The sequence below is a fragment of the Gulosibacter molinativorax genome (assembly GCF_003010915.2).
GTDB lineage: Bacteria > Actinomycetota > Actinomycetes > Actinomycetales > Microbacteriaceae > Gulosibacter > Gulosibacter molinativorax.
This window is the reverse complement of sequence record NZ_CP028426.1, coordinates 2,342,398-2,367,575: the sequence shown is the minus strand read 5'-3', so window position 1 is coordinate 2,367,575 and position 25,178 is coordinate 2,342,398. Positions and strand designations below refer to the sequence as shown.

25 protein-coding genes and 1 pseudogene are annotated in these 25,178 nt (G+C 60.8%); 17 read left to right on the top strand and 9 right to left on the bottom strand.

What is annotated here, in order from left to right; all coding sequences use genetic code 11:
- Positions 1–38 precede the first annotated feature (38 nt).
- The gene (locus GMOLON4_RS10895; RefSeq protein ID WP_026936931.1) at positions 39–932 is read left to right on the top strand and encodes an Lrp/AsnC family transcriptional regulator; all 894 of its coding nucleotides are present in this window, start codon (positions 39–41) and stop codon (positions 930–932) included.
- A 25-nt stretch (positions 933–957) separates the two neighbouring features.
- Here the strand turns inward: GMOLON4_RS10895 and purD are convergent, their stop codons facing one another.
- On the bottom strand, positions 958–3,333 hold the full coding sequence (gene purD / locus GMOLON4_RS10890; protein WP_026936932.1) for a phosphoribosylamine--glycine ligase: 2,376 nt from the start codon (positions 3,331–3,333) through the stop codon (positions 958–960).
- A gap of 217 nt (positions 3,334–3,550) precedes the next feature.
- Here purD and GMOLON4_RS10885 point away from each other — a divergent pair.
- Together GMOLON4_RS10885 and GMOLON4_RS10880 are read left to right on the top strand one after the other, a co-directional pair.
- A pseudogene (locus GMOLON4_RS10885) lies at positions 3,551–3,880 on the top strand (sterol carrier family protein); the annotation flags it as partial.
- A gap of 77 nt (positions 3,881–3,957) precedes the next feature.
- Positions 3,958–4,449: an ABC transporter permease family protein gene (locus GMOLON4_RS10880; protein ID WP_026936933.1), complete on the top strand. Its 492-nt coding sequence runs from the start codon at positions 3,958–3,960 to the stop codon at positions 4,447–4,449.
- Positions 4,450–4,684: 235 nt separating this feature from the next.
- On the opposite strand, the gene GMOLON4_RS10875 is transcribed toward GMOLON4_RS10880, so the two are convergent.
- Both GMOLON4_RS10875 and GMOLON4_RS10870 read right to left on the bottom strand, forming a co-directional pair.
- The gene (locus GMOLON4_RS10875) at positions 4,685–5,389 is read right to left on the bottom strand and encodes a TetR/AcrR family transcriptional regulator (RefSeq protein ID WP_084147501.1); all 705 of its coding nucleotides are present in this window, start codon (positions 5,387–5,389) and stop codon (positions 4,685–4,687) included.
- 204 nt (positions 5,390–5,593) lie between these two features.
- Entirely contained in the window at positions 5,594–6,715 is a 1,122-nt protein-coding gene (locus GMOLON4_RS10870; protein WP_026936935.1) for an alcohol dehydrogenase catalytic domain-containing protein, read from the bottom strand.
- A 108-nt stretch (positions 6,716–6,823) separates the two neighbouring features.
- Between GMOLON4_RS10870 and GMOLON4_RS10865 the strand changes: the two genes are divergently transcribed.
- The 11 genes from GMOLON4_RS10865 (at position 6,824) to GMOLON4_RS10815 (ending at position 18,200) form a co-directional block, all read left to right on the top strand.
- Positions 6,824–7,720, top strand: a complete 897-nt coding sequence (locus tag GMOLON4_RS10865; RefSeq protein WP_084147502.1) for an alpha/beta fold hydrolase — start codon at positions 6,824–6,826, stop codon at positions 7,718–7,720.
- 29 nt (positions 7,721–7,749) lie between these two features.
- Positions 7,750–9,222, top strand: coding sequence for a flavin-containing monooxygenase (locus GMOLON4_RS10860; protein WP_035732761.1), 1,473 nt, complete (start codon positions 7,750–7,752; stop codon positions 9,220–9,222).
- 8 nt (positions 9,223–9,230) lie between these two features.
- Complete coding sequence (locus tag GMOLON4_RS10855; protein ID WP_026936938.1) at positions 9,231–10,001, top strand: SDR family oxidoreductase; 771 nt, start codon at positions 9,231–9,233, stop codon at positions 9,999–10,001.
- A 25-nt stretch (positions 10,002–10,026) separates the two neighbouring features.
- A complete protein-coding gene (locus GMOLON4_RS10850) occupies positions 10,027–10,896 on the top strand; it encodes an SDR family NAD(P)-dependent oxidoreductase (protein ID WP_051266820.1) in 870 nt (289 codons plus the stop codon).
- Between the two features lie 61 nt (positions 10,897–10,957).
- Positions 10,958–11,836 (top strand): branched-chain amino acid ABC transporter permease, encoded by an 879-nt coding sequence (locus GMOLON4_RS10845; protein ID WP_026936939.1) that lies wholly within the window; start codon positions 10,958–10,960, stop codon positions 11,834–11,836.
- 5 nt (positions 11,837–11,841) lie between these two features.
- Complete coding sequence (locus GMOLON4_RS10840; RefSeq protein WP_026936940.1) at positions 11,842–12,930, top strand: branched-chain amino acid ABC transporter permease; 1,089 nt, start codon at positions 11,842–11,844, stop codon at positions 12,928–12,930.
- Entirely contained in the window at positions 12,927–13,664 is a 738-nt protein-coding gene (locus GMOLON4_RS10835) for an ABC transporter ATP-binding protein (RefSeq protein WP_026936941.1), read from the top strand. Before GMOLON4_RS10840 ends, GMOLON4_RS10835 begins: the two co-directional genes overlap by 4 nt.
- Entirely contained in the window at positions 13,651–14,355 is a 705-nt protein-coding gene (locus GMOLON4_RS10830) for an ABC transporter ATP-binding protein (RefSeq protein WP_026936942.1), read from the top strand. Before GMOLON4_RS10835 ends, GMOLON4_RS10830 begins: the two co-directional genes overlap by 14 nt.
- A 24-nt stretch (positions 14,356–14,379) precedes the next feature.
- Positions 14,380–15,639 (top strand): ABC transporter substrate-binding protein, encoded by a 1,260-nt coding sequence (locus tag GMOLON4_RS10825; RefSeq protein ID WP_026936943.1) that lies wholly within the window; start codon positions 14,380–14,382, stop codon positions 15,637–15,639.
- An 80-nt stretch (positions 15,640–15,719) separates the two neighbouring features.
- Positions 15,720–16,469: a cyclase family protein gene (locus GMOLON4_RS10820; protein ID WP_084147505.1), complete on the top strand. Its 750-nt coding sequence runs from the start codon at positions 15,720–15,722 to the stop codon at positions 16,467–16,469.
- A gap of 18 nt (positions 16,470–16,487) precedes the next feature.
- Positions 16,488–18,200 carry an acetolactate synthase catalytic subunit gene (locus GMOLON4_RS10815; protein ID WP_026936945.1) on the top strand — a complete coding sequence of 571 codons (1,713 nt, stop codon included), beginning with the start codon at positions 16,488–16,490 and terminating at the stop codon, positions 18,198–18,200.
- 147 nt (positions 18,201–18,347) lie between these two features.
- Here GMOLON4_RS10815 and purF read toward each other — a convergent pair whose 3' ends face one another.
- Positions 18,348–19,802, bottom strand: a complete 1,455-nt coding sequence (gene purF, locus GMOLON4_RS10810; protein WP_026936946.1) for an amidophosphoribosyltransferase — start codon at positions 19,800–19,802, stop codon at positions 18,348–18,350.
- A 113-nt stretch (positions 19,803–19,915) separates the two neighbouring features.
- Here purF and GMOLON4_RS10805 point away from each other — a divergent pair, with 113 nt between their 5' ends.
- A complete protein-coding gene (locus GMOLON4_RS10805; protein WP_169516509.1) occupies positions 19,916–20,683 on the top strand; it encodes a tyrosine-protein phosphatase in 768 nt (255 codons plus the stop codon).
- Here GMOLON4_RS10805 and GMOLON4_RS10800 read toward each other — a convergent pair.
- Positions 20,680–20,856 carry a hypothetical protein gene (locus tag GMOLON4_RS10800; protein ID WP_156892041.1) on the bottom strand — a complete coding sequence of 59 codons (177 nt, stop codon included), beginning with the start codon at positions 20,854–20,856 and terminating at the stop codon, positions 20,680–20,682. The two genes, GMOLON4_RS10805 and GMOLON4_RS10800, sit on opposite strands and share 4 nt — an antisense overlap.
- A 107-nt stretch (positions 20,857–20,963) precedes the next feature.
- Between GMOLON4_RS10800 and purM the strand changes: the two genes are divergently transcribed.
- A complete protein-coding gene (gene purM, locus GMOLON4_RS10795; protein WP_026936948.1) occupies positions 20,964–22,073 on the top strand; it encodes a phosphoribosylformylglycinamidine cyclo-ligase in 1,110 nt (369 codons plus the stop codon).
- A 261-nt stretch (positions 22,074–22,334) separates the two neighbouring features.
- On the opposite strand, the gene GMOLON4_RS10790 is transcribed toward purM, so the two are convergent.
- A complete protein-coding gene (locus GMOLON4_RS10790) occupies positions 22,335–22,712 on the bottom strand; it encodes an SdpI family protein (protein ID WP_026936949.1) in 378 nt (125 codons plus the stop codon).
- 14 nt (positions 22,713–22,726) lie between these two features.
- Complete coding sequence (locus GMOLON4_RS10785) at positions 22,727–22,945, bottom strand: DUF3073 domain-containing protein (protein ID WP_026936950.1); 219 nt, start codon at positions 22,943–22,945, stop codon at positions 22,727–22,729.
- A 215-nt stretch (positions 22,946–23,160) separates the two neighbouring features.
- Here GMOLON4_RS10785 and GMOLON4_RS10780 point away from each other — a divergent pair, with 215 nt between their 5' ends.
- The gene (locus tag GMOLON4_RS10780) at positions 23,161–24,294 is read left to right on the top strand and encodes an NAD(P)-binding domain-containing protein (protein ID WP_084147507.1); all 1,134 of its coding nucleotides are present in this window, start codon (positions 23,161–23,163) and stop codon (positions 24,292–24,294) included.
- Positions 24,295–24,307: 13 nt separating this feature from the next.
- Here the strand turns inward: GMOLON4_RS10780 and GMOLON4_RS10775 are convergent, their stop codons facing one another.
- Entirely contained in the window at positions 24,308–24,679 is a 372-nt protein-coding gene (locus tag GMOLON4_RS10775; protein WP_026936951.1) for a CrcB family protein, read from the bottom strand.
- Positions 24,676–25,167: a fluoride efflux transporter FluC gene (locus GMOLON4_RS10770; protein ID WP_084147509.1), complete on the bottom strand. Its 492-nt coding sequence runs from the start codon at positions 25,165–25,167 to the stop codon at positions 24,676–24,678. The genes GMOLON4_RS10775 and GMOLON4_RS10770 overlap by 4 nt, the downstream gene beginning before the upstream one ends.
- Positions 25,168–25,178 lie beyond the last annotated feature (11 nt).

Sequence of the window (25,178 nt, the reverse complement as noted above, 5' to 3'; positions counted from 1 at the left end):
GCGAGCGGAGGTGCATCCCTCCGACGGAGAATGGTGACATGAGCGAACCCCTGGTTGAGCTGGACGAACGGCTCGTTACGGCACTGCGAAGCGATCCGCGCGCGAGCATGATCTCGATCGCCAAGGACATCGGCGCGCCCCGATCGCTCGTTACCTCGCGGCTGCGGCAGATGTTCGACGACGGTGAGCTCAGGGTGGTCGCGGCGCTGCATCCGGAGTTCTCGGGCAAGAATGTCATCGCGCACGTGTCTGTGCGGACCCACGGCCCGATCGAACCGGTGCTTGAGATGGTGAGCGAGCGCAAAGACGCCGTGTTCGTGTCGGTGACGTCCGGAGCCCACGACTTCATCTTTGAAGCGCGGGCGGAGACCCATGCCCAGCTCGACGAGCTCCTCGCGGAAGTCAGGGCGCGCCCGGAGGTCGCGCGCATCAACTCACTCGTGTACTCGCGGGTCTACAAGGGCTACCTCGAGCACGAAACGCTTGCGCCCATTCAGATCGACGAGGTCGATAGCGAGCTGCTGCGACACCTGGAGCTCGACGGCCGCACGAGCTGGCAAGACCTCGCCGAAGAGGTCGGGCTCTCGGGGTCGGCCGTTCGCGTGCGCGTAAATCGCCTCCTGGATGCGCATCTCGCGAAGATCGTGGTCGTGCAGGACCGCGGGCGGCTCGGTCAGGTGCTCACGAGCGGTGTCGGGCTGACGCTGCATGGGAGCGCGGAGGATGCGCTGCCCGAGTTCGGCCGCCTGCCGTTTGTCGAGTTTGCGGTGTCAACGATTGGCCGGTTCGACGCCGTCATGACAGTGCGCGCGACGAGCGCGGGCGGCTTACACGCGGCGTTCGAAACGCTGCGTGCGCATCCGAGCGTGCACGGGTTTGAGTCCTGGACCCACCTGAAGTCGGTCAAGGAGGACCCCACGCGCCGGATTTAGTCGGCGCGTGGGGCCCGCCGCGAACCTATGCCGCGAGTCGCTCGAGCAGCTCGCGATAGCGCGCCACCGTGCGCTCGATGGTTTCCTGGGGGAGCGCCGGCGGGGTGCCCTCGCCGTCCCAGTTCTCGCGCAGCCAGTTGCGCACGATCTGCTTGTCGAAGGACGACAGGCGCTCGGAAAGCGGCAACTCCGCGTTCGAGTAGAGGTCCGCATCCCAGTACCGCGACGAGTCTGAGGTGAGCACCTCATCCGCGAGGGTGATCTGGCCGGTCGCGGGGTCGACGCCGAACTCGAACTTCGTGTCGGCGAGGATCACGCCGCGCGTGGCGGCGCGTTCGCTCGCGAGGTTGAAGATGTGCAGCGAGAGGTCGCGCAGCGCCGCCGCGGGCTCCTCGCCCACGAGCTCGACGACGCGCTCGAACGTGATGTTCTCGTCGTGCTCGCCCTGCGGCGCCTTGTACGCGGGGGTGAAAATCGGCTCGGGGAGGCGGTCGCCGTCGCCGAGGCCCTCGGGCAGGTCGACGCCGCACACAGTGCCGGTCGCCTCGTACTCCTTGAGGCCCGAACCCGTGAGGTAGCCGCGCACGACGCACTCGACCGGGAACATCTCGAGCTTCGCGACACGCATCGAACGCGCCGCGACCTCGGCCGGGAGCTCCGCATCCCAGCCCTCGGGCTCGCGGATGTGGTTGGGCACGTCGAGCTGGTCGAACCACCAGCGGCTCAGCGTCGTGAGCAGCTCGCCCTTGCCGGGGATCTCCGGCTCGAGGATGTGGTCGAAGGCCGACACCCGGTTGCTCGCGACGACAAGCAGCGCATCCGCGTCGGTCTCCGACTCGTAGACCTCGCGCACCTTGCCTGAGTACATGTGGCGCCAACCCGTGAGCGAGCGGCCACCGCCACCCATCGACTCGAGGTCGATGCCGCGCTGGGCCGCAACCTGCGCCGCGATCGGGGTCTCGGTGAGGTCGAGCCGCTCGCTGGATGCGCTGGCCGTGCTGATCTCGCCGGTCGCCTCTGCGGGCGCGGCGGGCATGGCGTCGTGTGCCTGCGCGGCCATTTCGTTGGCGGCGCGCTCCGACTCCCCGGCCTGCGCATCCGTGATCTGGCCCGCGCGAGCGAGGATAGTGTTCTGCAGCGCGGCACCGGTCTGCGCGATGTCCGTGCGGAAATGGCCGCCGTCGAGGCGGATGTGCGCGAGGGCCTCGTAGGCGTGGAGGCGCGCATCCTGCAGGGTGTCGCCCTGGCCCACGACGTTCAGCACGCGGCCACCGGTCGCGGTGATGCCGTCTTCGTCGGCACCGGTCGCGGCGTGGAAAACCAGCGCGCCCGTTGCTTCCGCATCCTCGAGGCCGAGGATCGCGCGTCCCGAGCGGACCTTGTCGGGGTATCCCTCCGACGCGAGCACGACCGTGACGGCCGAGTTGTTTGAGATCTCGAGGTCCTCGGCATGCTGGTCGAGCGTGCCGTGCGCCGATTCGACGAGCAGGGTCGAGAGCGGTTCGGCGAGGCGCTGCAGCACGACCTGCGTCTCCGGGTCGCCGAAGCGAGCGTTGAACTCAATCACGCGGATGCCCGCCGCGGTGACGATGAGGCCGCAGTAGAGGAGACCCTGGAAGGGGTTGCCGTTCTCGCGCATCGTGTCGACGACGGGCTGGGCGACGTCGCGCACGACCTCCGCCATGAACGCGCGTTCGCCGCCGAAGCGGTCCTCGAGGAACGGGACGGGAGAGTACGCGCCCATGCCGCCGGTGTTGGGGCCGGCGTCGTCGTTATGGAGGCGCTTGAAGTCCTGCGCCGGTGGCAGCGCGCGCACCGTGTTGCCGTCGGCGATGCAGAAGAGCGAGACCTCGAGGCCGTCGAGGAATTCTTCGACCAGCACCGGGCCGTGCGCGAGCCAGTGTTCGGCGTGGCGCAGCGCGTCGTTGCGATCGGTCGTGACCATGACGCCCTTGCCCGACGCGAGGCCGTCGGCCTTCACGACGTACGGGGCGCCGAACTCGTCGAGCGTCGCGGCGACATCCGCGAGCTCGTGCAGCAGCCGCGCGCCGCCGGTGGGCACGTTCGCCTGCTGCATGATTTCCTTGGCGAAGGTCTTGGAGCCCTCGAGCTGCGCGGCGGCCTTCGAGGGGCCGAACACCGCGATGCCCTTGGCGCGCACCGCATCCGCGACACCGGCGACGAGCGGTGCCTCTGGGCCGATCACGACGAGCTCGATCTGCTCGCTTTCGGCGAAGTCGGCGATGAGGTCCGGGTTCGTCTGTTCGATGCGAATACGGCTCGCTTCGCCCTCCATTCCAACGTTGCCGGGCGCCACGATGATTTCGTGGTTTCCCTCGCTGGCGAGTGAGCTGATGATGGCGTGCTCGCGCGCGCCCGAGCCAAGTACGAGAATCTTCACGGGCACTAGGCTACCGGTCGAGGGAAGGGGATGCCGGATGGCGCGGGCGAAAATTGCGGATGCGGTGGGCCAGCAGGCCGTTCGGGAGTGGCTTTCAGCTCAGTCTGCGGGGTCTGAGGATGTTCGGTTTGCTGGGGCTGCGGATGCTGGTCGTACGGGCGGTGCGGCTGATGTTGGTCGCGCCGCCGACGCTGGTTCTACTGGTCGACCGGTTGCTGGCGCGGACGGCGCTGGTGCTGTCGGTGCTGTTGTCGTCCCTCGAACGGTGCTCGCCACTGCAGTGAGGTACACCCTGCAACTCCTCGCCGAAAAAGTCCCGGGGCATGCGGTGGAGGTGCGCGTCCCGCCCTTCGGCGCGGTGCAATGCGTCGAGGGACCCGGCCACACTCGCGGAACCCCGCCAAACGTGACCGAAATGCCAGCGGAGCTCTGGCTGGGTTTGGCAACCGGCCATCTGAGCTGGGATGCAGCGCTTGCGACTGGCAAGCTGCATGCTTCGGGCGTGCGCGCGGACGTCTCCTTCGCGCTACCGGTAATTCGCGCGTAGCGGGAGCCGCTCAAAGCTTGATTGAGTGGATGCGTGCTGCAAATTCGGGCGCACTAATAAATGAGACAATGTTTCCTATGTCTACTGACCCCGCAGCGACCGATCCGAACGACCCCGACCAGCCCCGCATCCGCAAGCCGGAGGACTTTACGGTGGCTGAAGTGCGGCGCGGAATTCGGCTGCAGGGGTGGCTCACGCTCGGAATTGTGCTCGGCCTTGTGCTGAGCTTTATCTTTGCAATGTTCCTGCCCGAACACGGAGAATTCTCGCGCGGTCAGGTGCTCGGATTCCTCGCGGTGTTTCTCACCGCGCTGGTAGTGGTGATAACCCTCGGGGTCGGGCTGATTGTGAATTTCCTCATGGTCCGCCGCGGCGAACCGCAGCGGGTGCTGCTCGAGCGGGTACCAGAAGAACAGGAAGAGTTGGGCTACGCGCCGGAGACCGAGGGAGGAGCTCCAGGCCGCGACCGCAATGATGTTGTTGACAGCCACGGTGATGCTGCCGGCGCGCAAGGCGATGCTACCGAGGATCACGAAGACGTCCCCGGCGACAATAACGGCGCCCGCTAACCGAATCATCTGGGTCGCGCCACCTGGGAGGCGCTGAAGAGCGCAGCACTTCCCTCGCACTACACGAGACGCGCGCGCAGCCGCGCTTTGGCACTGCCGTGCGGTGCCTGCTTATGCGAGCCGGGCCTTAGTGCGAGCAAGTCGGGCACCTTGCGCTGAACTAGGTTTGTTAGCGGATTCAAGTGATGCTCGCTAAGGCGGCTGGCGGCCGATTCAGCCCAGGCTGTGAAAAGAACTATTTATCAACAAATGGATTGCATTGATCTTTGCGGTGCATTTTCAGCAGCGGGCGCAGCATTACATCGAATCGCTGGGCAAGCCGTTCCCATGTAGTTTCAAATGGCAAATTGCGTGAAGGGCTCCGAAGCGCTTCGTGAATATAGATGCCGTTGATATTGCGAGCGACGATGAGCGCATCCACGTCATCGCGGATAGCATCGGCTTCTTGACCTGAAGCGAGAATGCCATGCACTCGGTCGATGACACGATCACCGGATGTCATGGGGTGGGCCCGGAGGCTGTTGTCAGATTGCAGTCCGGTAGCGATGTATTTCGCGACATTGATTGGGTCGTTTACATAGAAGGTGATGCGCTTCTCGTAGATGTTGCTGATGCGGTCGAGGTACCACTCACCAGACGGAGATACCGGAGCTTTGGAGGCAACCAGGTCATCATGCTGCTCGATCTCATCGAGTAGAGCGTCTTGCTGACGACCAATCACGAGCAGCAACAAATCGTTCTTGTTCGGAACATAGCGAAATAGCGTTGCCTCGCCAACGCCCGCGGCGGCAGCAATCTCGCGGGTTGTAACTTGATCGAAACCGTGAGCTCTAAAGAGTTCGTCGGCGGCGGCCAAGATTCTAGAGTACCGACGGCGTCGATTACTCTCACGCAAGCTCAACTGCTGGTGGCTGGGGTCCTGCTGATCTGGGGCGCTCATTTGTGTTTCCTAGGTCTCGCCTCTAATTGACCCGCAGTCAACGGCGGTAAAAACTCATGAAAGTATAGGGTTCAATAATTGCTGAACCATTCAGATGTCTGGCTGTATGCCGCCTTATATGGTGTCCGGAGTAGACACCGCTCTGCGGTGGCGTAGTCACTCTGAGGATCCTAATTCGGCGAACCTGGCCCTTCGCTAAGCAGCTTAGATGCCTTCGAATGTAATCATTTGCCGGATTGCGTAGCCCCTGTCAAGTGCGTCGAGGGCTTCATTGATACTGGCGAGCGGGAGAGTTGTCGAAGTGAGTTTCTCAACCGGTAGCTTTCCTTCGCGCCACAGCTTTTCGTACTCCGGAATGTCTCGGCTTGGTACTGCTGAGCCGAGATATGAACCGACGATGGTCCGAGCTTCGGCAGTGACAGTGAGTGGAGTGATGCGCGAGGTCGCGTCAGCGGGTGGGAGCCCTGTTGTGACGGTGATTCCACCCGGTGCCGTTAGTGCGAATGCTGTTTCAAACGCAAGGGGATTTCCGGCTGCCTCCACAACCACTGGTGCGCGGAGGTTGAGTGCCAACGCGTCTTCTGGAGTGACAGCAATGTTTGCGCCAAGGGTCCGCGCGGCTTCCAGCTTTGCCGGAATCGCGTCCACGCCAATGACCCGACCACCTGCGGCCGAGGTAATGGCAATTCCGGTGAGGATCGCTGCCATTCCTACGCCGCCCAGGCCGATCACGATGATGTCTTGGCCTGGCTGAAGCGCGCCGGCGTTCTTTACCGCACCTCCTCCCGTGAGAACCGCGCAGCCCAGCACTGCTGCAACATTGGGCGGTACGTCATCACCGACAGGCACGATTGAACGTCGGCTTACGATTGCATGGGTCGCGAACGCTGAGACACCAAGATGATGGCGAATGGGCGAACCATTTTCAGAGAGCCGAGTTTTCTGAGAGGGCAGGACTCCGTCGTTGTTGCTAAGCGTGCCAGCTTCGCAGGGAAGTCTCCCGCCAGTGCGGCAGGCTGCACACGATTCGCATCGCGGCAAGAACACCGTGACGACACGCTGACCAACGGCAAGATCTTCGACGCCTTCTCCTAACGAGTCAACGATGCCCGCGGCCTCGTGGCCGAGCAGCATCGGTAGCGGTCGGGGTCGACTGCCGTTGACGACGGAGAGGTCGGAGTGACAGAGACCTGCTGTTTCTATGCGGATGCGCACTTCACCTGGGCCAGGCGAGGCCAACTCGAGGCTGACCACATCCAGTGGTCTGCTCGAAGCGTAGGGAAGGCTTGCTCCCGATTCCCGCAGTACCGCGCCAGTAATTCGCATAATTGCTCCTTTGGTGATGAGAAGTGCGTGAAAAAAGAATTGCGAAGTGCACTCTCAATGCATATAGTGAGAGAGTACTCCGAATGAGGGTGCGCTCTCAATGTTGAGATGTTTTCGGAAGAACATCCCATGTGGATCGACATCCTTCGAATGAAAGAAGAAGCAGTGAAGCTACACGCAGACTCTGTCGCTGGCTCAGTTCGCCTGGGTGAAATTGAGGTCGGATATCACGACACTGGCGCTCCGGGAGACGGTCGCGCGCCAATTGTGCTCGTGCACGGAACTGGCGGCAGCACCGAGGCACATTACCGAACCGTGTATCCCATGCTTGCCGCTCGACACCGGGTGATTGGAGTCGATGCGGTCGTGGATGCGGTTTCCCAGCTGAGCGATCTCGTACATCAGGTGGTGGCCGTTATAGAAGCTCGCTCGCCGGGCGTGCCAGTGCACCTTGTCGGTTACTCACTTGGTGCAGTTGTCGCCGCCGCACTTGCTGGCCGTCAACCCGTTCTCGTGAAAACGCTGACGCTCCTTGCTGGCTGGATTACGACAGATAAGCAACAGAGGTTGCGTAATCACGTGTGGCAGACGCTTTTTAGTGGTGAGCGTCGCCCGTTGCAGGAGTTCCAAACGCTCCTGGCATTCAGTTCACAATTTCTGCGAACTCGTGCCGACCAGGACCTTGAAGCGTTGATTTCGAGTCGCACCTTCCGCAACGGAGTCGACCGCGAAATGCAAATTAACTACAACGTAGACATCCGTGAGGACGTTGAACGTATTACCGCGCCGACGCTCGTGGTGGGTGCCAGCGAAGACCAGATGGTGCCGATTCGGCACAGTTATGAACTGCTCGGCGGTATCGAGAATGCGCGACTCGCCGAAGTAGACGCGGGCCACGCCGTCACGACCGAGCGGCCTGCACAGGTTTTCATGCTCATTGATGACTTTGTAAGAACTCCCGATGGCGTCCCTGCCGGCGCCACGGTTGAACCACTGATGGCCTAGCTGCGGGAAAAGTAGAAAAGGAATAGACAATGAATGACACGGCAACGATCACGTCAACTGACGTTCTAATTATTGGCGCCGGATTCTCAGGTGTCGGCCTCGGTATTCAGCTGGAGCGCAAAAGCGAGCAGAGCTACGTAATACTCGAACGCGGTCACACCGTGGGTGGCGCATGGCGCGACAACACCTATCCCGGTGCCGAGTGCGATGTTCCTTCGCACCTGTACTCGTATTCCTTCGCGTTGAACCCGAATTGGTCAAAAATGTACGCGCAACAGCCAGAAATTCTCGAGTATATGGAGACTGTGGCCGCTGCCGAAGGCGTGACCCCGCACATCCGTTTCAATACGAACGCTGACGAAGTTCGTTGGGATGATGCCAGGAAGCTCTGGACGGTCAAATCGGGTGAAGAGCTATTTGAGGCTCCAGCGCTTATCATGGCCACCGGCTATCTTTCGGACGCAAAGTTCCCCGAAGTCCCTGGCGTCGCTGAGTTCCAAGGAGAACTTTTCCATTCCGCGGAATGGGATCACTCGGTTGATCTCAAAGGCAAGCGCGTCGCAGTGATCGGTTCGGGAGCCAGTGCTATCCAGATCATCCCTGAAGTTGCTGAAGTCGCCCAACAGCTCGTGGTGATTCAGCGCTCAGCTGCTTATGTCACGCCCCGCCACGACCCGCATTACACGCAAGCGCAAAAGCGGATGTTTGAGCGCCGCCCAGAACTCATGCAGAAAATTCGCGACGACCTGTTCTGGGCGAATGAAGAACGGTATGCGCAGCGACGTGGCACACAGACACTCATCGACACAGTGACAAGAACCGCCTTGGGACACCTGGAGCGACAGATACCAGCGGGTGAACTGCGTGACAAGCTGACGCCTGACTACGTCATCGGATGCAAACGCATCCTGAAATCGAACTCGTATTACCCGACCTTCTTGCGCGAAAACGTCGAGCTCGTGACCGGTGGGGTCATGGCCATAACCCGGGATGGCGTCATCGGGGCCGACGGCGTCGAGCACGAAGTTGACGTCATCATTGCGGCCACTGGCTTCGAAGCCACGGATATTCCAATGGCCTATCGCACCTACGGTCGTGACGGGCGTACGCTGCGCGAACACTGGGATCGCGGCATGGAAGCGTACAAGACCACGGCGGTCAGCGGGTTCCCCAACCTCTGGTTCTTGAAAGGGCCTAACACCGGTCTTGGGCACAACTCGGCGATTTATATTGCTGAGGCTCAGATGGATTACGTCTTCGAGGCTCTCGAGCAAGTTGCCGAGGACAAAGTGCTCGAAGTGCGCCGCGAAGAGCAAGAAAGCTATATGCGGCAGCTCGAAGAGCTGAGTGCGGGCACTGTCTGGCTTTCGGGCGACTGCAGCAGCTGGTACGTGGACCCGAGCTCGGGCCGGCTCACCACACTATGGCCGGATTTTTCTTTCACATTCCGCGAGCTGAACAGCAGCTTCCACGACGAACCTTACGAAATTGAAAAGATTTGAATCCCAGCATGAACAACGGTCCTGAAGGGCGACAAATCGCCGTTGTAACCGGTGCTGCCGGTGGGCTTGGTGCCGCGATCGTAGCTTCACTGCTCGAACGCGGAGACAAGGTCGTGGCGACCGACGTCAACGATGACGCGCTGCAAGAGCTGCGCGAAAAATTCCCACAGTCCGTCGACGCGCTCGAGACGACCGTCGCTGATGTCGCATCCGAAGAGAGCTGGAATGCGATTCGTGAGGCTGCCAGCAGTCAATTCGGTGCACCTACAATTCTTGTCAACAACGCTGGGATCTCCCCCAAACACAACGGCAAGAAGCTCGAAGGTATCGACATTCCGAAGACGGAATGGGATGCAGTGCTCGGCGTCAACTTGACGGGTCCGTTCCTTGGCATCAAGACCCTTGCCCCTGGCATGATCGAGCAGGGCTATGGCCGCATCATAAATATCGCCTCAGTCGCCGCCCGCTACGGCGGTCGCCTTGGCGGCTTGCACTACGCCTCAACGAAGACAGGCCTCCTTGGCGTGACTCGCGCATTCGCGCAGGAGCTCGCAGAGTTCGGGATCACTGTCAATGCCGTCGCACCCGGCCGTATCGCATCGGGCATGGCCTCGATGGTGGGGGACAACGTGAACACCGACTACGCCACTACGATTCCAGTCGGTCGCCTGGGCACGGCTGAAGATGTCGCTCACACTGTTCGATTCCTGAGCGAACCTGATTCGTCGTTCATCACGGGAGCCACCGTTGATGTCAATGGCGGATCGCATATGCAGTAGCGCTCTTCCACGGGAAAGCTATTCTATGAACCACGCATTATCCGTACCGCATTCCACCAAGAAGACCGTATTCATTACCGGAGGCGCAAGCGGGATCGGCCTTGCCACCGCGACCAAGCTGGCCGCGCAGGGCTGTCGAATCGCGCTTGTAGATCGTGCTGGTGACGAAGTTGCGCTTGCCGCCCAACGGCTCGGTGCCGAGCACATCGGCATTGAGGCCGATGTCACCAGCATCGAATCGCTCGAGTCTGCGGCCGCAAAGGTCATGACCGAGTTCGGTCGTATTGATGCCATTGTGGCAAACGCAGGTATCGGTAGCGCCAGCACCGTGAGGGCTTCCTCAAGCGAACAGCTGCTGCGAATCATCGATGTAAATCTCGCGGGCCAGATCCGCACTGTGAAGGCCACACTCGAGTACGTGATCGCCTCCCGCGGCTACATCACTTTCACGTGCTCGGCGGCGGTGCTCAAGCACACACCCAAGTCCTCGGTCTACGCTGCGGCCAAAGCCGGAATTGACGCGTTCGCAGGTGCGCTGCGGCTTGAGGTCTTGCATCACGGCGTTGACGTCGGAGTCTTCTATCCGGGGTGGACGAAAACGCCAATGCTTCAGGGTCCTGCCTCGCGTGCGGAGACCAGTAAGGGATTGCCTTGGCCTTTCAACATTACGAATTCTGTTGATGACGTTGCTGATGCGTACGCAGGCTCTATTTTACGAAGGGCTCGGACGACATATGTCCCACGGATCTACCGACTCTTTCACGCATTGCGACCCATACATACCGGGAGCAACTGGGATCGGCGACAGCGCGCATCTGCCGCAGAAAACGTCCGGGCTTGGGAAGTCGATCTCGATACTCGGAATGAAAACCAGCTCAATGGTGCACAACAATGATGCTGGTTATCACCGAATCACTATTTGAACATTTGCAAAACGTAAAGAAAGGAGGTGCCCGATGTGGGATCTAGTCGTACTTGGGATTATGGCCGGAGGCGTGCTCGCACTCGTGGCCGTGGGTCTGACGTTAATCTTCGGCGTCATGGACGTCATGAACTTCGCTCACGGAGAGTTTGTAATGCTGGGGATGATTGCAACTATTTTTGTTGTCACATCCACGGGAATGAACCCTTATTTAGCAGGGTTGCTCGTAATCATCGCATCCATACCGGTGGCATACCTCATATTCGTAGCCATCATTCGACCGACCATTGGTAAATCGCTCAATGTCCAGATATTCGCGACACTTGGGTTGAGTATCGCGCTGCAGGCTGCGGCACTGATGTTCTTTGGTTCGCGTACATTTGCGATCTCGAATGACTTCGCTGCCACGCGGTTGAGTGTCCTCGGCGTGCAAGTTGAAGTTGGTCGCGTTATTGCGTTCGTTGGCGGAATCGTGCTCGTTGCTGCGCTCTGGTTTTTCCTTTATCGGACGCGCGTTGGAAAGCAAATTCGTGCGGTATCGGAAGACCACTATGCGGCGAAAGTCGTCGGTCTGCGGATTAATCGCACATATGCGATTGTCTTTATTCTAGGTACGGCATTTGCCGTTGGTGCCGGTGTATTGCTCGCACCATTTACCTCTGTCAATTCGACAACGGGTCTTAACTACGTCCTCACGAGCTTCGTGATCGTGGTGCTCGGCGGCTTCGGTTCGGTCGGAGGCGCTTTTATCGGTGGCCTCGTGGTTGGAATTATCGAGACCTTTGCCGGTTACTTCTTCGGCACACAATGGATGCAGGCGTCGATTTTCGTGCTTTTCGTCCTGGTGCTGGCAATTCGGCCACAAGGGTTCTTCGGTAAGAAGTCACTCGACGCCGCGATGGTAGGTGGATAGTTCTCATGCAACGACTCAAACCATTTATTCCGCTCGCGGTGATTGCTATCGGCGTCATTGCCTACACATTGACTGGCCCCAGCCGTCTCTCGGTTGACTTGATCAATACCATCCTCATCTTCGCGACGTTCGCGACCGCGTGGAATATTGCTGGAGGTATGACTGGGCTCTTTTCGCTGGGGCACGGGGCTCTCTTTGCGGTTGGTGCGTTCGGTACCACTCTCTTGCGGCTCAACCTTGGGATTCCTACGATTCCAGCGATGCTCCTCTCGGCGCTTATGGCAGTCGTGGTGGCCCTGTTCATCGGATTGATTAGCTTGCGCTTGCGTGGCCACTATTTTGCGCTAGCCACACTCGGACTCGCGGTTATCGTTTATATCGCACTGCAGAACTTCTCTGATCTTACCGGTGGCGATGAAGGTATTCCGATCCCCAAAGATACCGGATTCTGGAATCTCATTTTCCAGACAAAAGAAGAGTATGTTTATCTGACTCTGGGGTTGTATGTCATTACAGCTGCCATCGTGATTTACTTGCGGCGTTCGCGTCTGGGATACCAGATGAACGCTGTAAAAGAAGATGAAGTCAGTGCACGCGCGATCGGTATTCCTGCCGTCCGAACCAAGATGTTTGCGGTCGCGCTGTCGGGCTTCTTTACGGCACTGGCTGGTTCCGTTTTTGCTCAATACACGCTGTACATCACTCCCGCAAACGTTGGATCGGTGAATGTGACCTGGGAACCTGCGCTGATGGCGATTATCGGTGGCATGGTCGGTGTCTTCGGTCCGCTTGTCGGTTCGACGCTCATTACCCTTCTCGACCATTTCGTGGTTGCTGCGATTGGCGCGGCGGTTCCCGGCCTGTCGAGCTTGATCTATGGGGTTCTGCTCATAGTCACAATTCTGTTGCTGCCCAACGGCATCGTGGGTGTCTTCCGTAAGGCGTTCGACTGGGTGAGGAACAAAGTTACGCACAAGCGAAGTCCTTCGGAAGAGATTCCCACGAGCGCGGTAGTCACGCTTGAAGACCAGGCCCTGTTCACAGACACAGATAGCGTTTTGGTTGCTGCCCAACAGAAGGAGGACGAGTCATGACTGACAACATCTTGGAAGTCAAAGGCATCAGTATTTCCCTCGGCGGCCTGCAGATTCTTGATCAGGTGAATCTCACGGCCGAGCGCGGCGCCATCACCGGAGTTATCGGTCCCAATGGTGCGGGGAAGACCACACTGTTCAACATCGTGTCTGGATTCATGAAGCCGACTTCCGGATCGGTTAGATTCAACGGCAAAGAAATTATTGGTCGTGCACCCGAACAAATAGCAATGGAAGGGCTCACGCGTACTTTCCAAAAAGTTCGAGGTCTGCCGAAGCTCACCGTTCGCGAAAACGTGCTGGTCGGTGCGCTCAATCGACACCTTTCAGTTCCAGCAGCACTTGAAGTTGCTGAGCCCATTCTTGAGCGAATGAGCCTGGGGCCCTACGCAGACGCAGTCGCGGGTGCATTACCGATCGGACTGCGGAAGCGTCTTGAAGTGGCGCGTGTGCTGGCAACCGAACCGACCCTCGTCCTACTGGATGAGGTCATGGGTGGGCTCGTGCCTTCCGAGGTCCAGTCGATGATGAATACGATCCAAGAACTGGCTGATGAAGGCATGTCGGTCATCTTGATTGAGCACCACATGAAGGCCGTAATGGGGCTGTCTCGACACGTAGTGGTGTTGGAGCGCGGCCGAAACCTTGCTGAAGGCACTCCCGCTCAGGTGACGAAGGATCCGGGCGTTCTCACCGCTTACCTCGGGGAAGGGTACGAACATGTTGCAAGTTGAGAACCTCGCGGTCTCCTATGGCCGGGCGAAAGTATTGCTTGACCTCAATTTCGAGGTCAAGCAAGGTGAAGTCGTTGCGCTACTTGGGAGCAACGGTGCGGGTAAGACGACAACGCTGAAAGCCATCTCAGGTCTCGTGAAAGCGCGTGGCGGCAAAGTGCTTTTCAAGGGTCGACCGATTCACGACCTGCCGACGCACGAAATCGCTCAACTCGGTATCGCCCACGGTCCCGAAGGTCGTCGCCTCTTCGGAGGCATGACAGTCGAAGACAACCTCATCATGGGTGCGGCCACCGCGGGCGCGCGCAAGAAGCAAGCCGACAATCTTATGCATATGTACGAGTTGTTCCCGATTCTCAAAGAACGCTATCGACAGCACGCTGGCCTCCTTTCGGGTGGCCAACAGCAAATGGTCGCGATCGCGCGTGCGCTCATGGCAGACCCAGAACTCCTCATTCTCGACGAACCTTCGCTCGGACTTGCGCCAAAAATCGTCACTGAAGTGTTTGAAGTCATCGACCGAGTGAAGAGCGAGGGCGTAACTGTGCTGCTCGTTGAACAGAATGTCGCGCAAGCACTAGGTGTGGCTGATCGTGGCTATGTCATCGAGCAAGGCACCGTTGGCCTTGCCGGAAATTCTCAAGACTTACTCGAAAACAAAGAGCTGCAAAAAGCCTACTTAGGTATCTAGCTCTTCCTAATGAAAAGGAATCGAATGAATAAGAAACTCATCGCAGGATTGGCGATGACCGCTGTCGCGGCCATGACGCTGACCGGATGTGCGGCGAATGGTGGCGACGGGGCCGAGGGTGACAGTGTTGTCATTGGCCGAATTTTGCCACTGACGGGTGCACTGGCGGGCACAGGCAATCGTGTCGCTGACGGTTCGGAGATTGCTCGCGAAATCATTAATGAAAATGGCGGGATCAACGGTGTGATGGTCGAATACGTCACAGAAGATGCTCCCGATGATGAATCTGCACGTCAGGCGGCGGAACGACTGCTCAATCAGGACATCGATATCGTCATGGGAACTTTTGGCTCTTCGCTGGCTTTGGCTGCCATTCCGGTCATCACCGGTGAAGGAGGGCTCTACTGGGAGACGGGGGCCTCGGCGGTTGGCATCACTGATGGCACGTACGACAACATCTACCGCGCATCGCTGACCGCAAAGGACATAGGTGTCGACGCCGTGACCTTCGCGGCAGAGCAGCTTGCCGACGACCTCGGCAAGTCACCGGAAGAAATGACCGTCGGCTGGGCCGGTGTGAATACCTCTTACGGTGAAGACGTGTTCAGCGGCGTGACGGAGTCTGCTGAAACCTATGGAATGGAGATCGTACTAAACGCCGCCTACCCAGTTGACAGCACCGACCTTAACAACGTCGCACTTCAAATCCGCGATGCCAATCCCGACATCCTCATTCTCACAAGCTATGACGCGGATGCGGCGGCACTCGGTCGTGCAATGCGCGCATCCGACGTCAACCCACCGGTGGTAATCGGTTCGGGCGGCGGCCACGTTAACGAGTCGTGGATCGAGTCGATGGGCAGCTCGGGTAACGGAGTGTTCAACGTTGGTTTCTCGACGCAACTCAACACCGAGGGCCTCAGCGACCAGGCGAAAGCCTACTATGACGAGTTCATTGAGCGTTACGGTGAATCGAATAATGGTGCTCACCCGGGCGCCTTCGACATGAACGGCTTCATGGGTGCGATGGCGCTGTTCGACACGATGATGGCTGCGGATGAACTCACACCGGAAGGTATCGCCGCTGCGGCTGACACGATTGATATCGCCGATCGCAGCAACGTGGACGGATCAGGTCTACGGTTCAACGAGTTCGGGCAGAATGAAGCCGCACTGTTTTTCGTCAGCCAATGGCAAGACGGCGAAATCGTGCCGGTGTTCCCAGTCGATCTTGCGTTAGCGGAGCCCGAAAACGTGCCGTTGCCCGCCTGGGACGAACGCTAAACCCCTAACATCTCTCGGGCCTTGCCCCGCCAATAGGGGCAAGGCCCGAGACCCTTTCACTGATTGGAAGTGAAGAACCCGTGACGAGTACCGTTACCGACCTGACGTATGTGATTCGTGAAGGTATGGCAGGGCACCCTACGCATGGTCGCACCCCAGTAAAAATTGTGGGGTCGCTGAACCATTGGGCATATGCGAGCACTGAACGTCGCAATGATTACGACGGTAAACGTGTCTCATTTCAAAATGAGCAATGGATTATGAATGGCAATACCGGCACACATATGGATGCGCCCTGGCACGCCAGTCCTGACACCGAATTCACCGCAGACCGAATCCCGGTCGAATACGGTCTGGGCACCGCTATATGGCTTGATTGCTCTAGCAGCGCGGCGAAGCATAGCGAGATCACACCGGCAGACCTTGAACGTGCCGAGCAAGAATCGGGTCAAACAATTCAGACTGATGACATCGTACTGATCCACACGGGGTGGTCGCAGTACGCCGCAACCGATCAAGAAACCTACCTTCGCGCGCATCCTGGACTAACAAAAGAATCGGGGGAGTGGCTCCGAGCGAAGCGCATCCGCACCCTAGGGGTGGATCTCGGGACGCCAGAAACAACCTCAGGCGCGCAAACAGCGCCAATCCATACCAATTTCTTGCGCCCAGAATCACTGGGCCTGGAACAGAGCGATTTTATTGGGATTATCGAGAACCTTGATCGTATTGATCGAATTCCGGCACATCGCTTTCAGTTCATCGGAGTTCCACTTCCTCTAGAAGGCTCCAGCGCCAGCCCCATTAGGGCTCTCGCACTTACTGACTGATTGCTTCAAAGGAATCTAATGTCCACAAAGACTGTTGTCGAAGAAGTTATTGCATCGCTCTCGCGCCATGGCATTACTGAAATTTTTGGCCAATCGCTGCCCTCGGCGTTCTTCTTGGCCGCAGAAAAAGCCGGTATTCGCCAAGTGATGTATCGCACCGAGAACGCGGGCGGCGCGATGGCTGACGGTGCCTCCCGCATCAGCGGACGCATCTCGGTGATCGGAGCCCAGAACGGGCCGGCCGCGACGCTGCTCGTGCCGCCGATGACCGAGGCGATGCTCGCATCCATTCCGATGCTTGTGGTTGTTCAGGATGTGCCGACCGAGACCAGAGACCGCAACGCGTTCCAGGAGCTCGATCACTTTGAGCTCTTTTCAGGCTGCGCAAAGTGGATTCGACAGTTGAACGATCCGAGCCGCGCGGCTGACTACGTCGATATGGCGATAACCGCTGCAACTTCGGGGCGTCCTGGTCCCGTGGTACTGCTGCTGCCGAAAGACGTGATGATCACCGAATCGAAATCCGAACCGTTCATTCGGGACGCGAAGCTGGGAAATTTTCCACTTGACCGACCCAGACCCGAACGCCGCGCAACCGAAGAAGCCGCAGGCCTCATCCTGGCAGCGAAGAACCCCATTGTCATTGCGGGTGGTGGAGTGCAACGCTCCGGCGCATTCAATGAACTGGCTTGCCTACAGGATCACTTTTCGATCCCCGTCGCGACGACCAACATGGGTAAAGGGTCTGTAGCGGAAACCCATCCGCTGTCTCTCGGTGTCGTTGGCAACGTGATGGGTAAACGTTCAACAACGCATGCACATCGCGACATGATTGCCGAGTCCGATCTGGTGGTGTTACTCGGTAATCGGACAAACGAAAACGGCACCGATGGCTGGAAGCTTATTCCAGAGGGGGCCAAAGTCATTCATGTCGACATTGACAGCACTGAGATCGGCCGCACGTACGAAGCGCTGCGGTTGGTTGGAGACGTTCGTTCTGCGCTCGAGGATCTTACTGAGGCCCTCGACGCTATTGGTGTGCATAAAGTGCGTCTCGAGCAGCGGTCTGAGCTCGAAGCCAAGATTGCGCAGGCGCGGGAGTCGAGTCGCGAAATCCTCGAAGATCTCGTTGATTTTGACGCTGAGCCTCTGCGCCCTGAACGCGTCATGGCTGAGTTGGACCGGCGCCTCGCTAACGATTCGATCGTTGTGGCTGACGCAAGTTACTCGACGATTTGGATGTCAAACTACCTCACAGCACGCACTCCGGGGCAGAAATTCCTGTCGCCGCGGGGGATGGCTGGCCTGGGCTGGGGTTTCCCGATGGCACTTGGCGCCAAAATCGTGCAGCCAAGCTCGGATGTGATCTGTGTTACCGGTGATGGCGGTTTCGGTCACGTATGGCAAGAGCTTGAGACCGCGGTGCGCGAAAACATTTCCCTAACCGTGCTGCTGTTGAACAACTCGATTCTTGGGTTCCAGAAGCATGCGGAACTCGTGCAGTTTTCCGAGACCACGACGGCGATTGAATTCGCCGAGGTTGACCACACGGCTATCGCCCGTGCTGCCGGAGCCCACGGCATCCGCGTCGAAACTGTCGGCCAGCTCACTGCTGCACTGAACGAATCGATCGGTAGCGGGCGCGTGACGCTCATTGAGATCATCACCGACGCAGACGCCTTCCCGCCCGTTACGAGCTGGGAAGCGCGCGCCGAGGTATTGCCTGCATAGGGACCTTATGGGTTAACGTCATGGACCCCGGTGAATGTGAGCCGTGGTGTTTGTGCTGAGCCGGGTTGGTAGAACGACCCGGCTCAGCGCATCCACCCTACCTCGCGGGTCTTCCACCCCGGCTCGAGGCAGGACCGCCCCGACCCGCTAGGAAATCCGGTTGGCCTCGAGATACGCCAGGTATTCATCCGTGACCGTGCCGGTGACGTATTCGCCGGTGAATGGCGAGAGGTCGAGCTCGGTGAGGTTCGTGCCCTGCGTGATCGCGTCAAACAGGTCTTCAACGTCTTGATAGACCAGCTTGTCCGCGCCAATGACCTTGCAGACTTCTTCGGTCGTGCGTGAGGAAGCGACCAGCTCGGCCCGAGTCGGCATGTTGATGCCGTACACGTGCGGGTAACGCACGGCGGGCGCAGCGGATGCGAAATAGACCTTCTTCGCGCCAGCAGCGCGAGCCATGTCGATGATCTGCTTCGACGTTGTGCCGCGCACGATCGAGTCGTCGACGAGCAGCACGTTCTTGCCCTCGAACTCTCGCTCGAGCGCGTTGAGCTTCTGGCGCACCGACTTCTTGCGGACCTCCTGGCCCGGCATGATGAAGGTTCGGCCGACGTAGCGGTTCTTGTAGAAGCCCTCGCGGTAGGGAATACCGAGCACATGAGCGACCTGCATCGCCGAAGGACGCGCAGAGTCGGGGATCGGCATGACGACGTCGACGTCGGACACATCCATTTCACGCTCGACCTTGCGGGCGAGCTTCTCGCCCATGTTGAGGCGGGTGTCGTAGACCGAGATGCCGTTCATCACCGAGTCGGGCCGCGCGAGGTAGACGTACTCGAACGCGCATGGCGCGAGTCGAGCATTCGTTGCGCACTGGCGCGAGGTCATCTGGCCGTTCGTGTCGATGAAGATCGCTTCGCCCGGCGCAACCTCGCGGACGACGTCGTAGCCGAACGCCGTGAGCACGAGCGATTCGGATGCGACGACCCATTCGTCGCGACCGTCCTCGCCCATTCGCCGACCGAGCACGAGCGGACGGATGCCGAACGGATCGCGGAAGGCGAGCAGGCCGTGGCCTGCGATGATCGCGAGCGCGGCGTACGAACCCTCGACGCGGTTGTGCAGCTTCGCGACGGCATCGAAGATGTCTGCGGGAGTGAGTGCCTCGCCGTTGATCGACTGCTGCAGCTCGTTCGCGAGCACGTTAAGCAGCAGCTCGGTGTCGCTCGACGAGTTGAGGTGGCGGCGGTCGATGCGGAAGAGCTCGTCTGTCAGCTCACGGGTGTTGGTGAGGTTGCCGTTGTGCACGAGCAGGATGCCGTAGGGCGCGTTCACGTAGAACGGCTGCACCTCGTCGTCGGTGCTAGCGCCGGACGTCGCGTAGCGGACGTGACCGAGACCGACGTTGCCGAGCAGCGTGCGCATGTCGCGGGTCCGGTATGCCTCGCGGACCTGGCCCGCGCGCTTGATGGTGTGGAAGGTGTTGCCCGACGCGGTGGCGATGCCGGTCGAATCCTGTCCTCGGTGCTGCAGAAGCAGGAGCGAGTCATAGATTTGCTGATTAACAGGGCTTGAAGAGACGTGACCGACGATGCCGCACACGGTGGATGGTGCTCCCTTGGCTGAAGAATTTGGGACAGTTCACCATTCTGTCACTTTCAGGGCGCATCCGGGAGATCCGGTTCGCTTCAGGCGATGCAAGGCACAATGGCTTGATGGAACATCGAAAGCTGGGCTGGGACGGTTTCTACAACGCGCGCGATCTCGGCGGGCTGCCGCGGATCGGCGGCGGAGAAACCATGTTCGGTCGATTCGCGCGCTCGGCCGACCTTCGCTTCGTCACGGATGCGGGGCTCGAGCAGCTGGGGATCAGCGGCTTCCAGACGGTGCTCGATCTGCGTAACGACTTCGAGACGCGGCTCAAGCCTCGCAATGAGAACGAGGCGCAGGCCAACGCGCATCGAGTGCCGCCGACGCCGGAGCCGCAGTTCCCCGACGGGATTTTCGGGGTGCGGGTGCCGCTGGATGCGACCGGCGATATCGAGTTCTGGAAGCGACTTGCGCAGGAGGGGCGGCTTGGCTCGCCGCGTTTCTTTAGTCCGGTTATTAAAGAGCAGCCGCATCGAGTTGTCGCCGTGCTGCGGGCGCTCGCGGCATCTCCGGGCGGGGTGGTCTATCACTGCGCGATCGGTCGCGACCGCACGGGCCTGCTCACGTTTGCGCTGCTCGCGCTCGCGGAAGTGGAGCCTGCGGCGATCGCAGCCGACTACGCGATGAGCGCGAACGAACTTGGGCCGTTCTTCAAGCGGCTCGACTTCCCCGACCGAGCCGACGCAATTGCCGCACGCTTAGCCGAGCAGGGGTACACGATCGAGTCGGCCGTGGTCGAGCAGCTCGAGGAGTTCGATCCGTGGGCTGACTTGATCGACGCCGGCATGACCGAGGCCGAGCTCATCTCGCTGCGCTCCCGCCTCGTCGACTAGGCTCGGCGCGCATCCGGCCTGCCCGGCGCATCCAGCCTGCCCGGCGCATCCAGCCTGCCCGGCGCATCCAGCCCGCCCGGCGCATCCAGCCCGCCCGGCGCATCCAGCCCGCCAGCAAAGAAAATTGTGCACGTATGAGCGCGACACGCGGCGACTCGCCGGCGGCGTTGCACGTGCGTGCACTTTTTTCAGTGGATGCGACCACAAGCGTTCCGAATTCCGCACGGGCCGCGCGCGCGACTAGGCTGGAACACGGACTTTCCAGACGAGAGGAGTGGCCGTGGCCGAAGAGCGCGACCTGTATGCATCCGCCGGTGTCGACACCCGAGCCGGCGACCACGCCGTCGAGCTCATGAAGCAGGCGGTGCAGGCGACGCACGGCCCCGAGGTGCTCGGTGGCTTCGGTGGATTTGCTGGCCTCTTCGACGCGTCGAAGCTGCAGGGGATGCGCAAGCCGCTGCTCGCGACCTCGACCGACGGCGTTGGTACCAAGGTCGCGATCGCGCAGGCGATCGACAAGCACGACACGATCGGGCAGGACCTCGTTGGCATGGTGGTCGACGACATCATCGTGGTCGGTGCCGAGCCCCTGTTCATGACCGATTACATCGCGTGCGGCCGCGTCGTTCCCGAGCGCATCGCTGCGATCGTCGAGGGCATCGCGAAGGCGTGTGCCGCGACGGGTACCGCGTTGACCGGCGGCGAGACCGCGGAGCACCCGGGCCTGCTCGGTCCGGATGACTACGACGTCGCGGGTGCCGCGACCGGTGTCGTCGATGCCGATCGCGTTCTCGGCGCTGAGCGGGTCAAGGACGGCGACGTCATCATCTCACTCGCGTCCTCGGGCTTCCACTCCAACGGCTATTCGCTCGTGCGCCGCATCATCGCCGACAGTGGCATCGGGTACACCGACCAGGCCGAGGACTTCGGCCGCACGTGGGGCGAGCAGCTGCTCGAGCCGACCCGCCTCTACACGGGCGAGCTCGTGCGCATCCTGCGTCGTCCCGAACTCGACGGCGCAATTCACGCGTTCTCACACGTGACCGGCGGCGGCATCGCGGCGAACCTCGCGCGGGTGCTGCCGCAGGGTTCGTGGGTCGAGCTCGACCGTGGCCTGTGGTCGCCGCTGCCCGTCTTCCGCGTGCTCACCGACATGGCCGGCGCACGCCTCGAGGACATGGAGGGCACCTGGAACCTCGGCATCGGCATGTTCGCGATCGTCGATGCTTCGCAGGCGGATGCAGTGCTCGCGGCATGCAAGGAAGAGGGCCTGGACGGTTGGGTCGCGGGCCGCGTCTCGACCGCCCCGCGTGATTTCGAGGGCTTCGAACAAGGCGCGAAGGGCGTCGACGGCGGTGCTGTGCGCCTCGTCGGGAGCTACGCGGGCTAGTTCGCGGTAGCCTGCGACTTTTCGCGGCTCACGCCACGCGCGAAGTGCATCGAGTGGCGGTTTTGCGGAGGTGACTCCGCAGGCCCGTCGTTGGATGCAGTCCGGGCGTCGCGAAGTGCATCGAGTGGCGGTTTTGCGGAGGTGACTCCGCAGGCCCGTCGTTCGATGCAGTCTGGGCGTCGCGAAGCGCATCGAGTGACGGTTTTGCGAAGTTCGCGGGACCGCTGACAACGCGGCCCGCGCCCAAGCTCGAAGTGAGAGCTACCGCTTCAGGACGCGCGTCGCGGCGCGGTGCCCGACGATGATCTGCGCGAGCGCGCCAGCGATCGTGCACACCACAGTGAACCCGGCAGCTGCCAAGAACGGCCCGACCGAGTTACCCGTCACCATCACCGCGATGCTGCCAATGGCGCCGAGCCCGTTGAGTACGAGCGCCCAAGGCCAAGCGGCGGTGTGCGCAGCATCCCAAGTCTCCGGCGTCGCGCGGGTCGCATTGGTGCGAATGCCCGCCATCGTGTCGGGGGTAATTCGCCCCTGCATCGCAAGGCGGATCGACGTGATCGCCATGACGTTGCCCAGCACGAGGATGAGCCCAAGAATGAAGGCAATCCCGAAGCCGGGAGCTTGGAGCGAGTCCATTGGGTCGCTATGACTTACGCAAGTCGACGCTGATCGTAGTCTTCAGTGTCCTCGTCCGAATTTTCTTCGTCTTCGTCGAGGTATTCCGACCACTTCGAGAGCTCGTCTTCTTCATGCTCAGTACGGGAGCCCTGCAATTCTCGCTGCAATTGCTCATAGTTCGTCTCGGGAACGTTGTACTTCAACTCCCGAGCGACCTTGGTGTACTTTGCCTTCTGACGGCCACGCCCCATATGCGTAACCCCCTCAATAGCTCGCGGGCCGGTCGAGCCATGAGTCAGACCGGCCACCAATGGTAGTGATGAAATCTAATGACGCGAGTTTATCATGACGACACGGTGCGACGTGTTTCGCGCACCCGTGCCCGTATCCTCTAATAATGGATGCGTCGGAGCTACAGGTGTCGCACCCGTCACCTTCCCCTGCATCCCGTCAATAGAGGAGCCCGATGTCCGATATACAACGAATAGACACCGTTGTGATTGGTGCGGGCGCGGCGGGACTTACTGCAGCATATTCGCTTAAAGCGCTCGGCCAAGAGCCGCTGAAAGACTTCGCGGTATTGGATGAGCAACCCGGCCCGGGCGGGACATGGCGCCGCGCTTGGGACTTCTTGACGATCAAGGAGGCGCTGCGAAGCGGCGAACTCGTCGACCTCGCGGGTCAGGCCGAGATCGGACTGAGCTTCAATGATCTCGAGCACTCGCTGCTCGCGCGCGATGTCGTGCCGCGAGTCTGGCAGGGGTACGAGGATGCATACGACCTCTATGTCGCGCACTCGTTACGTGTCGTGAAGGTCGAGTCCCGTCTGCGCCGCGATGAGATGCGTGTCACCGTCGAGCACGCCAACGGCCGGCGCACTCAGTACGAGACGCTCCTCGTAATCAACGCCACGGGCACGTGGTCGGCGCCGTTCGTGCCCTGGTATCGCGGCCTCAATCGCTACTCCGGCGAGACGACGCACGCGCAGGTGATCGAGACGCTGCAGCCGTTCGCGGGCAAGCGGGTTCTCGTCGTCGGTGGCGGACGAACGGCGGTCTCTGTCTTGCTCGAGCTCGAGCGACTCGGCGCGCAGATGTTCTGGGCGACGCGGCGCGAACCCGATTTCCTGGAACCGCCGCGATTCAGCCTCCAGCGCGGGCGGCAGCTCACGGTGGGCGAGGTCGGGCTGAATTCGCGCCGCCGCGTCGAGCGACTTGCCGCGCGGGGCAAGCCCATGCCGAGCGACGTCGCGGTGCGCGGGCTGCCGATGACGCGCACCATTTTTGACGCGGTTCGTCGCGGCACGCTGACCTCCCGGGGCCCGATCCACCACTTCACCGAGTCCGGCGTCGAGTTCGAGGATGGCTCATTCGAGGCCGTGGATGCGGTGGTCTGGGCCACGGGTGGCCGCGAGTCGGCGCGCCACCTGTCGCCGCTCGGTCTGCGGGATGCGGGCGGAACGCCCAAGATCAGCGGCGGCTGGTCGCGTCGCGATCAGCGCGTTGCGTTCCTCGGTTACGGCCCGGGCGTTGAGACGACGGATGCGCTGGATCAGGCCATCGAGGTCAGCGAAGACGTCATCGATCGCCTCATCGACTAAGAGCGAACCCGCACTACTGCGGCGGCATAGTAAAGAGGAGCGCGCCTGCGACGACGAACAGCACGGCAAGCGCAAATTGACCGATCGAGTACCAGGCCGCGCGCCAGCCCTTGCCGGACTGCGCGAGGCGCACCACATCCACGCTCACCGTGCCGAAGGTGGTGAAACCGCCGAAGAACCCGGTGGCGAGCCACGCAAGCAGCGGGCCCTCGATCGCGAGGCCCACGGTGATCCCGAGGCCAAGTGACCCGAGCACATTGATGAGCGCGATCGAACCTGGGCCTGACCACTTGCCGTTCTCGGTCAGAAGGGTGCTGATGATGTAGCGGCACGCGGCACCGAGCCCGCCGAAGACGGCCACACCGAGCAGGATTTCGGTGCTCACGGTGCCACCGCCGTTCCTCCGGGAACCGTCGGCGGTTCGCTGGGCGGGTGCTTGCGTCGGCCCAGCCGCCCGAGCTGCCAGCCGATGCGCGCAAGTGCGATGCCGCCCGCGAGCGAGAGCACCGCGATGAGCAGACCGGTCATGTCGCCGCGAATCAGTCGCGTGGTGACATCCAGCGCGAGGGCCGAGTAGGTCGTAAACCCACCGAGGAATCCGGTGCCGAAGAGGAACTGCAGCCGCGGTCGCCGACCGAACAGCGCCGCCGTCAACCAGGCCAGCATGAACGAGCCGACCAGATTGATCGCGAGCGTGGTCGCAGACGTGGCATCCGCGGGAAACAATTCGATGAGGACCGCACGCAGAAGCGCGCCAAGCGCACCACCAACAAACACCAGCCCCGCGTTCCGAAGGAGATCGGGGACTGGTGTTCGTGGGTTGGTCGGCGGGTCCGTCGGGACTGCCTGGCCGTGCGCTGCGGGATTACTCACCCCGTCACGCT

What these genes read in the sequence shown, in the direction of transcription:
- GMOLON4_RS10895 (WP_026936931.1), top strand. Translation starts at nt 39, where the DNA reads ATGAGCGAACCCCTGGTTGAGCTGGACGAACGGCTCGTTACGGCACTG.
- GMOLON4_RS10880 (WP_026936933.1), top strand. Translation starts at nt 3,958, where the DNA reads ATGTCTACTGACCCCGCAGCGACCGATCCGAACGACCCCGACCAGCCC.
- GMOLON4_RS10875 (WP_084147501.1), bottom strand. Translation starts at nt 5,389, where the DNA reads ATGAGCGCCCCAGATCAGCAGGACCCCAGCCACCAGCAGTTGAGCTTG.
- GMOLON4_RS10870 (WP_026936935.1), bottom strand. Translation starts at nt 6,715, where the DNA reads ATGCGAATTACTGGCGCGGTACTGCGGGAATCGGGAGCAAGCCTTCCC.
- GMOLON4_RS10865 (WP_084147502.1), top strand. Translation starts at nt 6,824, where the DNA reads ATGTTTTCGGAAGAACATCCCATGTGGATCGACATCCTTCGAATGAAA.
- GMOLON4_RS10860 (WP_035732761.1), top strand. Translation starts at nt 7,750, where the DNA reads ATGAATGACACGGCAACGATCACGTCAACTGACGTTCTAATTATTGGC.
- GMOLON4_RS10855 (WP_026936938.1), top strand. Translation starts at nt 9,231, where the DNA reads ATGAACAACGGTCCTGAAGGGCGACAAATCGCCGTTGTAACCGGTGCT.
- GMOLON4_RS10850 (WP_051266820.1), top strand. Translation starts at nt 10,027, where the DNA reads ATGAACCACGCATTATCCGTACCGCATTCCACCAAGAAGACCGTATTC.
- GMOLON4_RS10845 (WP_026936939.1), top strand. Translation starts at nt 10,958, where the DNA reads ATGTGGGATCTAGTCGTACTTGGGATTATGGCCGGAGGCGTGCTCGCA.
- GMOLON4_RS10840 (WP_026936940.1), top strand. Translation starts at nt 11,842, where the DNA reads ATGCAACGACTCAAACCATTTATTCCGCTCGCGGTGATTGCTATCGGC.
- GMOLON4_RS10835 (WP_026936941.1), top strand. Translation starts at nt 12,927, where the DNA reads ATGACTGACAACATCTTGGAAGTCAAAGGCATCAGTATTTCCCTCGGC.
- GMOLON4_RS10830 (WP_026936942.1), top strand. Translation starts at nt 13,651, where the DNA reads ATGTTGCAAGTTGAGAACCTCGCGGTCTCCTATGGCCGGGCGAAAGTA.
- GMOLON4_RS10825 (WP_026936943.1), top strand. Translation starts at nt 14,380, where the DNA reads ATGAATAAGAAACTCATCGCAGGATTGGCGATGACCGCTGTCGCGGCC.
- GMOLON4_RS10815 (WP_026936945.1), top strand. Translation starts at nt 16,488, where the DNA reads ATGTCCACAAAGACTGTTGTCGAAGAAGTTATTGCATCGCTCTCGCGC.
- GMOLON4_RS10805 (WP_169516509.1), top strand. Translation starts at nt 19,916, where the DNA reads ATGGAACATCGAAAGCTGGGCTGGGACGGTTTCTACAACGCGCGCGAT.
- GMOLON4_RS10790 (WP_026936949.1), bottom strand. Translation starts at nt 22,712, where the DNA reads ATGGACTCGCTCCAAGCTCCCGGCTTCGGGATTGCCTTCATTCTTGGG.
- GMOLON4_RS10785 (WP_026936950.1), bottom strand. Translation starts at nt 22,945, where the DNA reads ATGGGGCGTGGCCGTCAGAAGGCAAAGTACACCAAGGTCGCTCGGGAG.
- GMOLON4_RS10780 (WP_084147507.1), top strand. Translation starts at nt 23,161, where the DNA reads ATGTCCGATATACAACGAATAGACACCGTTGTGATTGGTGCGGGCGCG.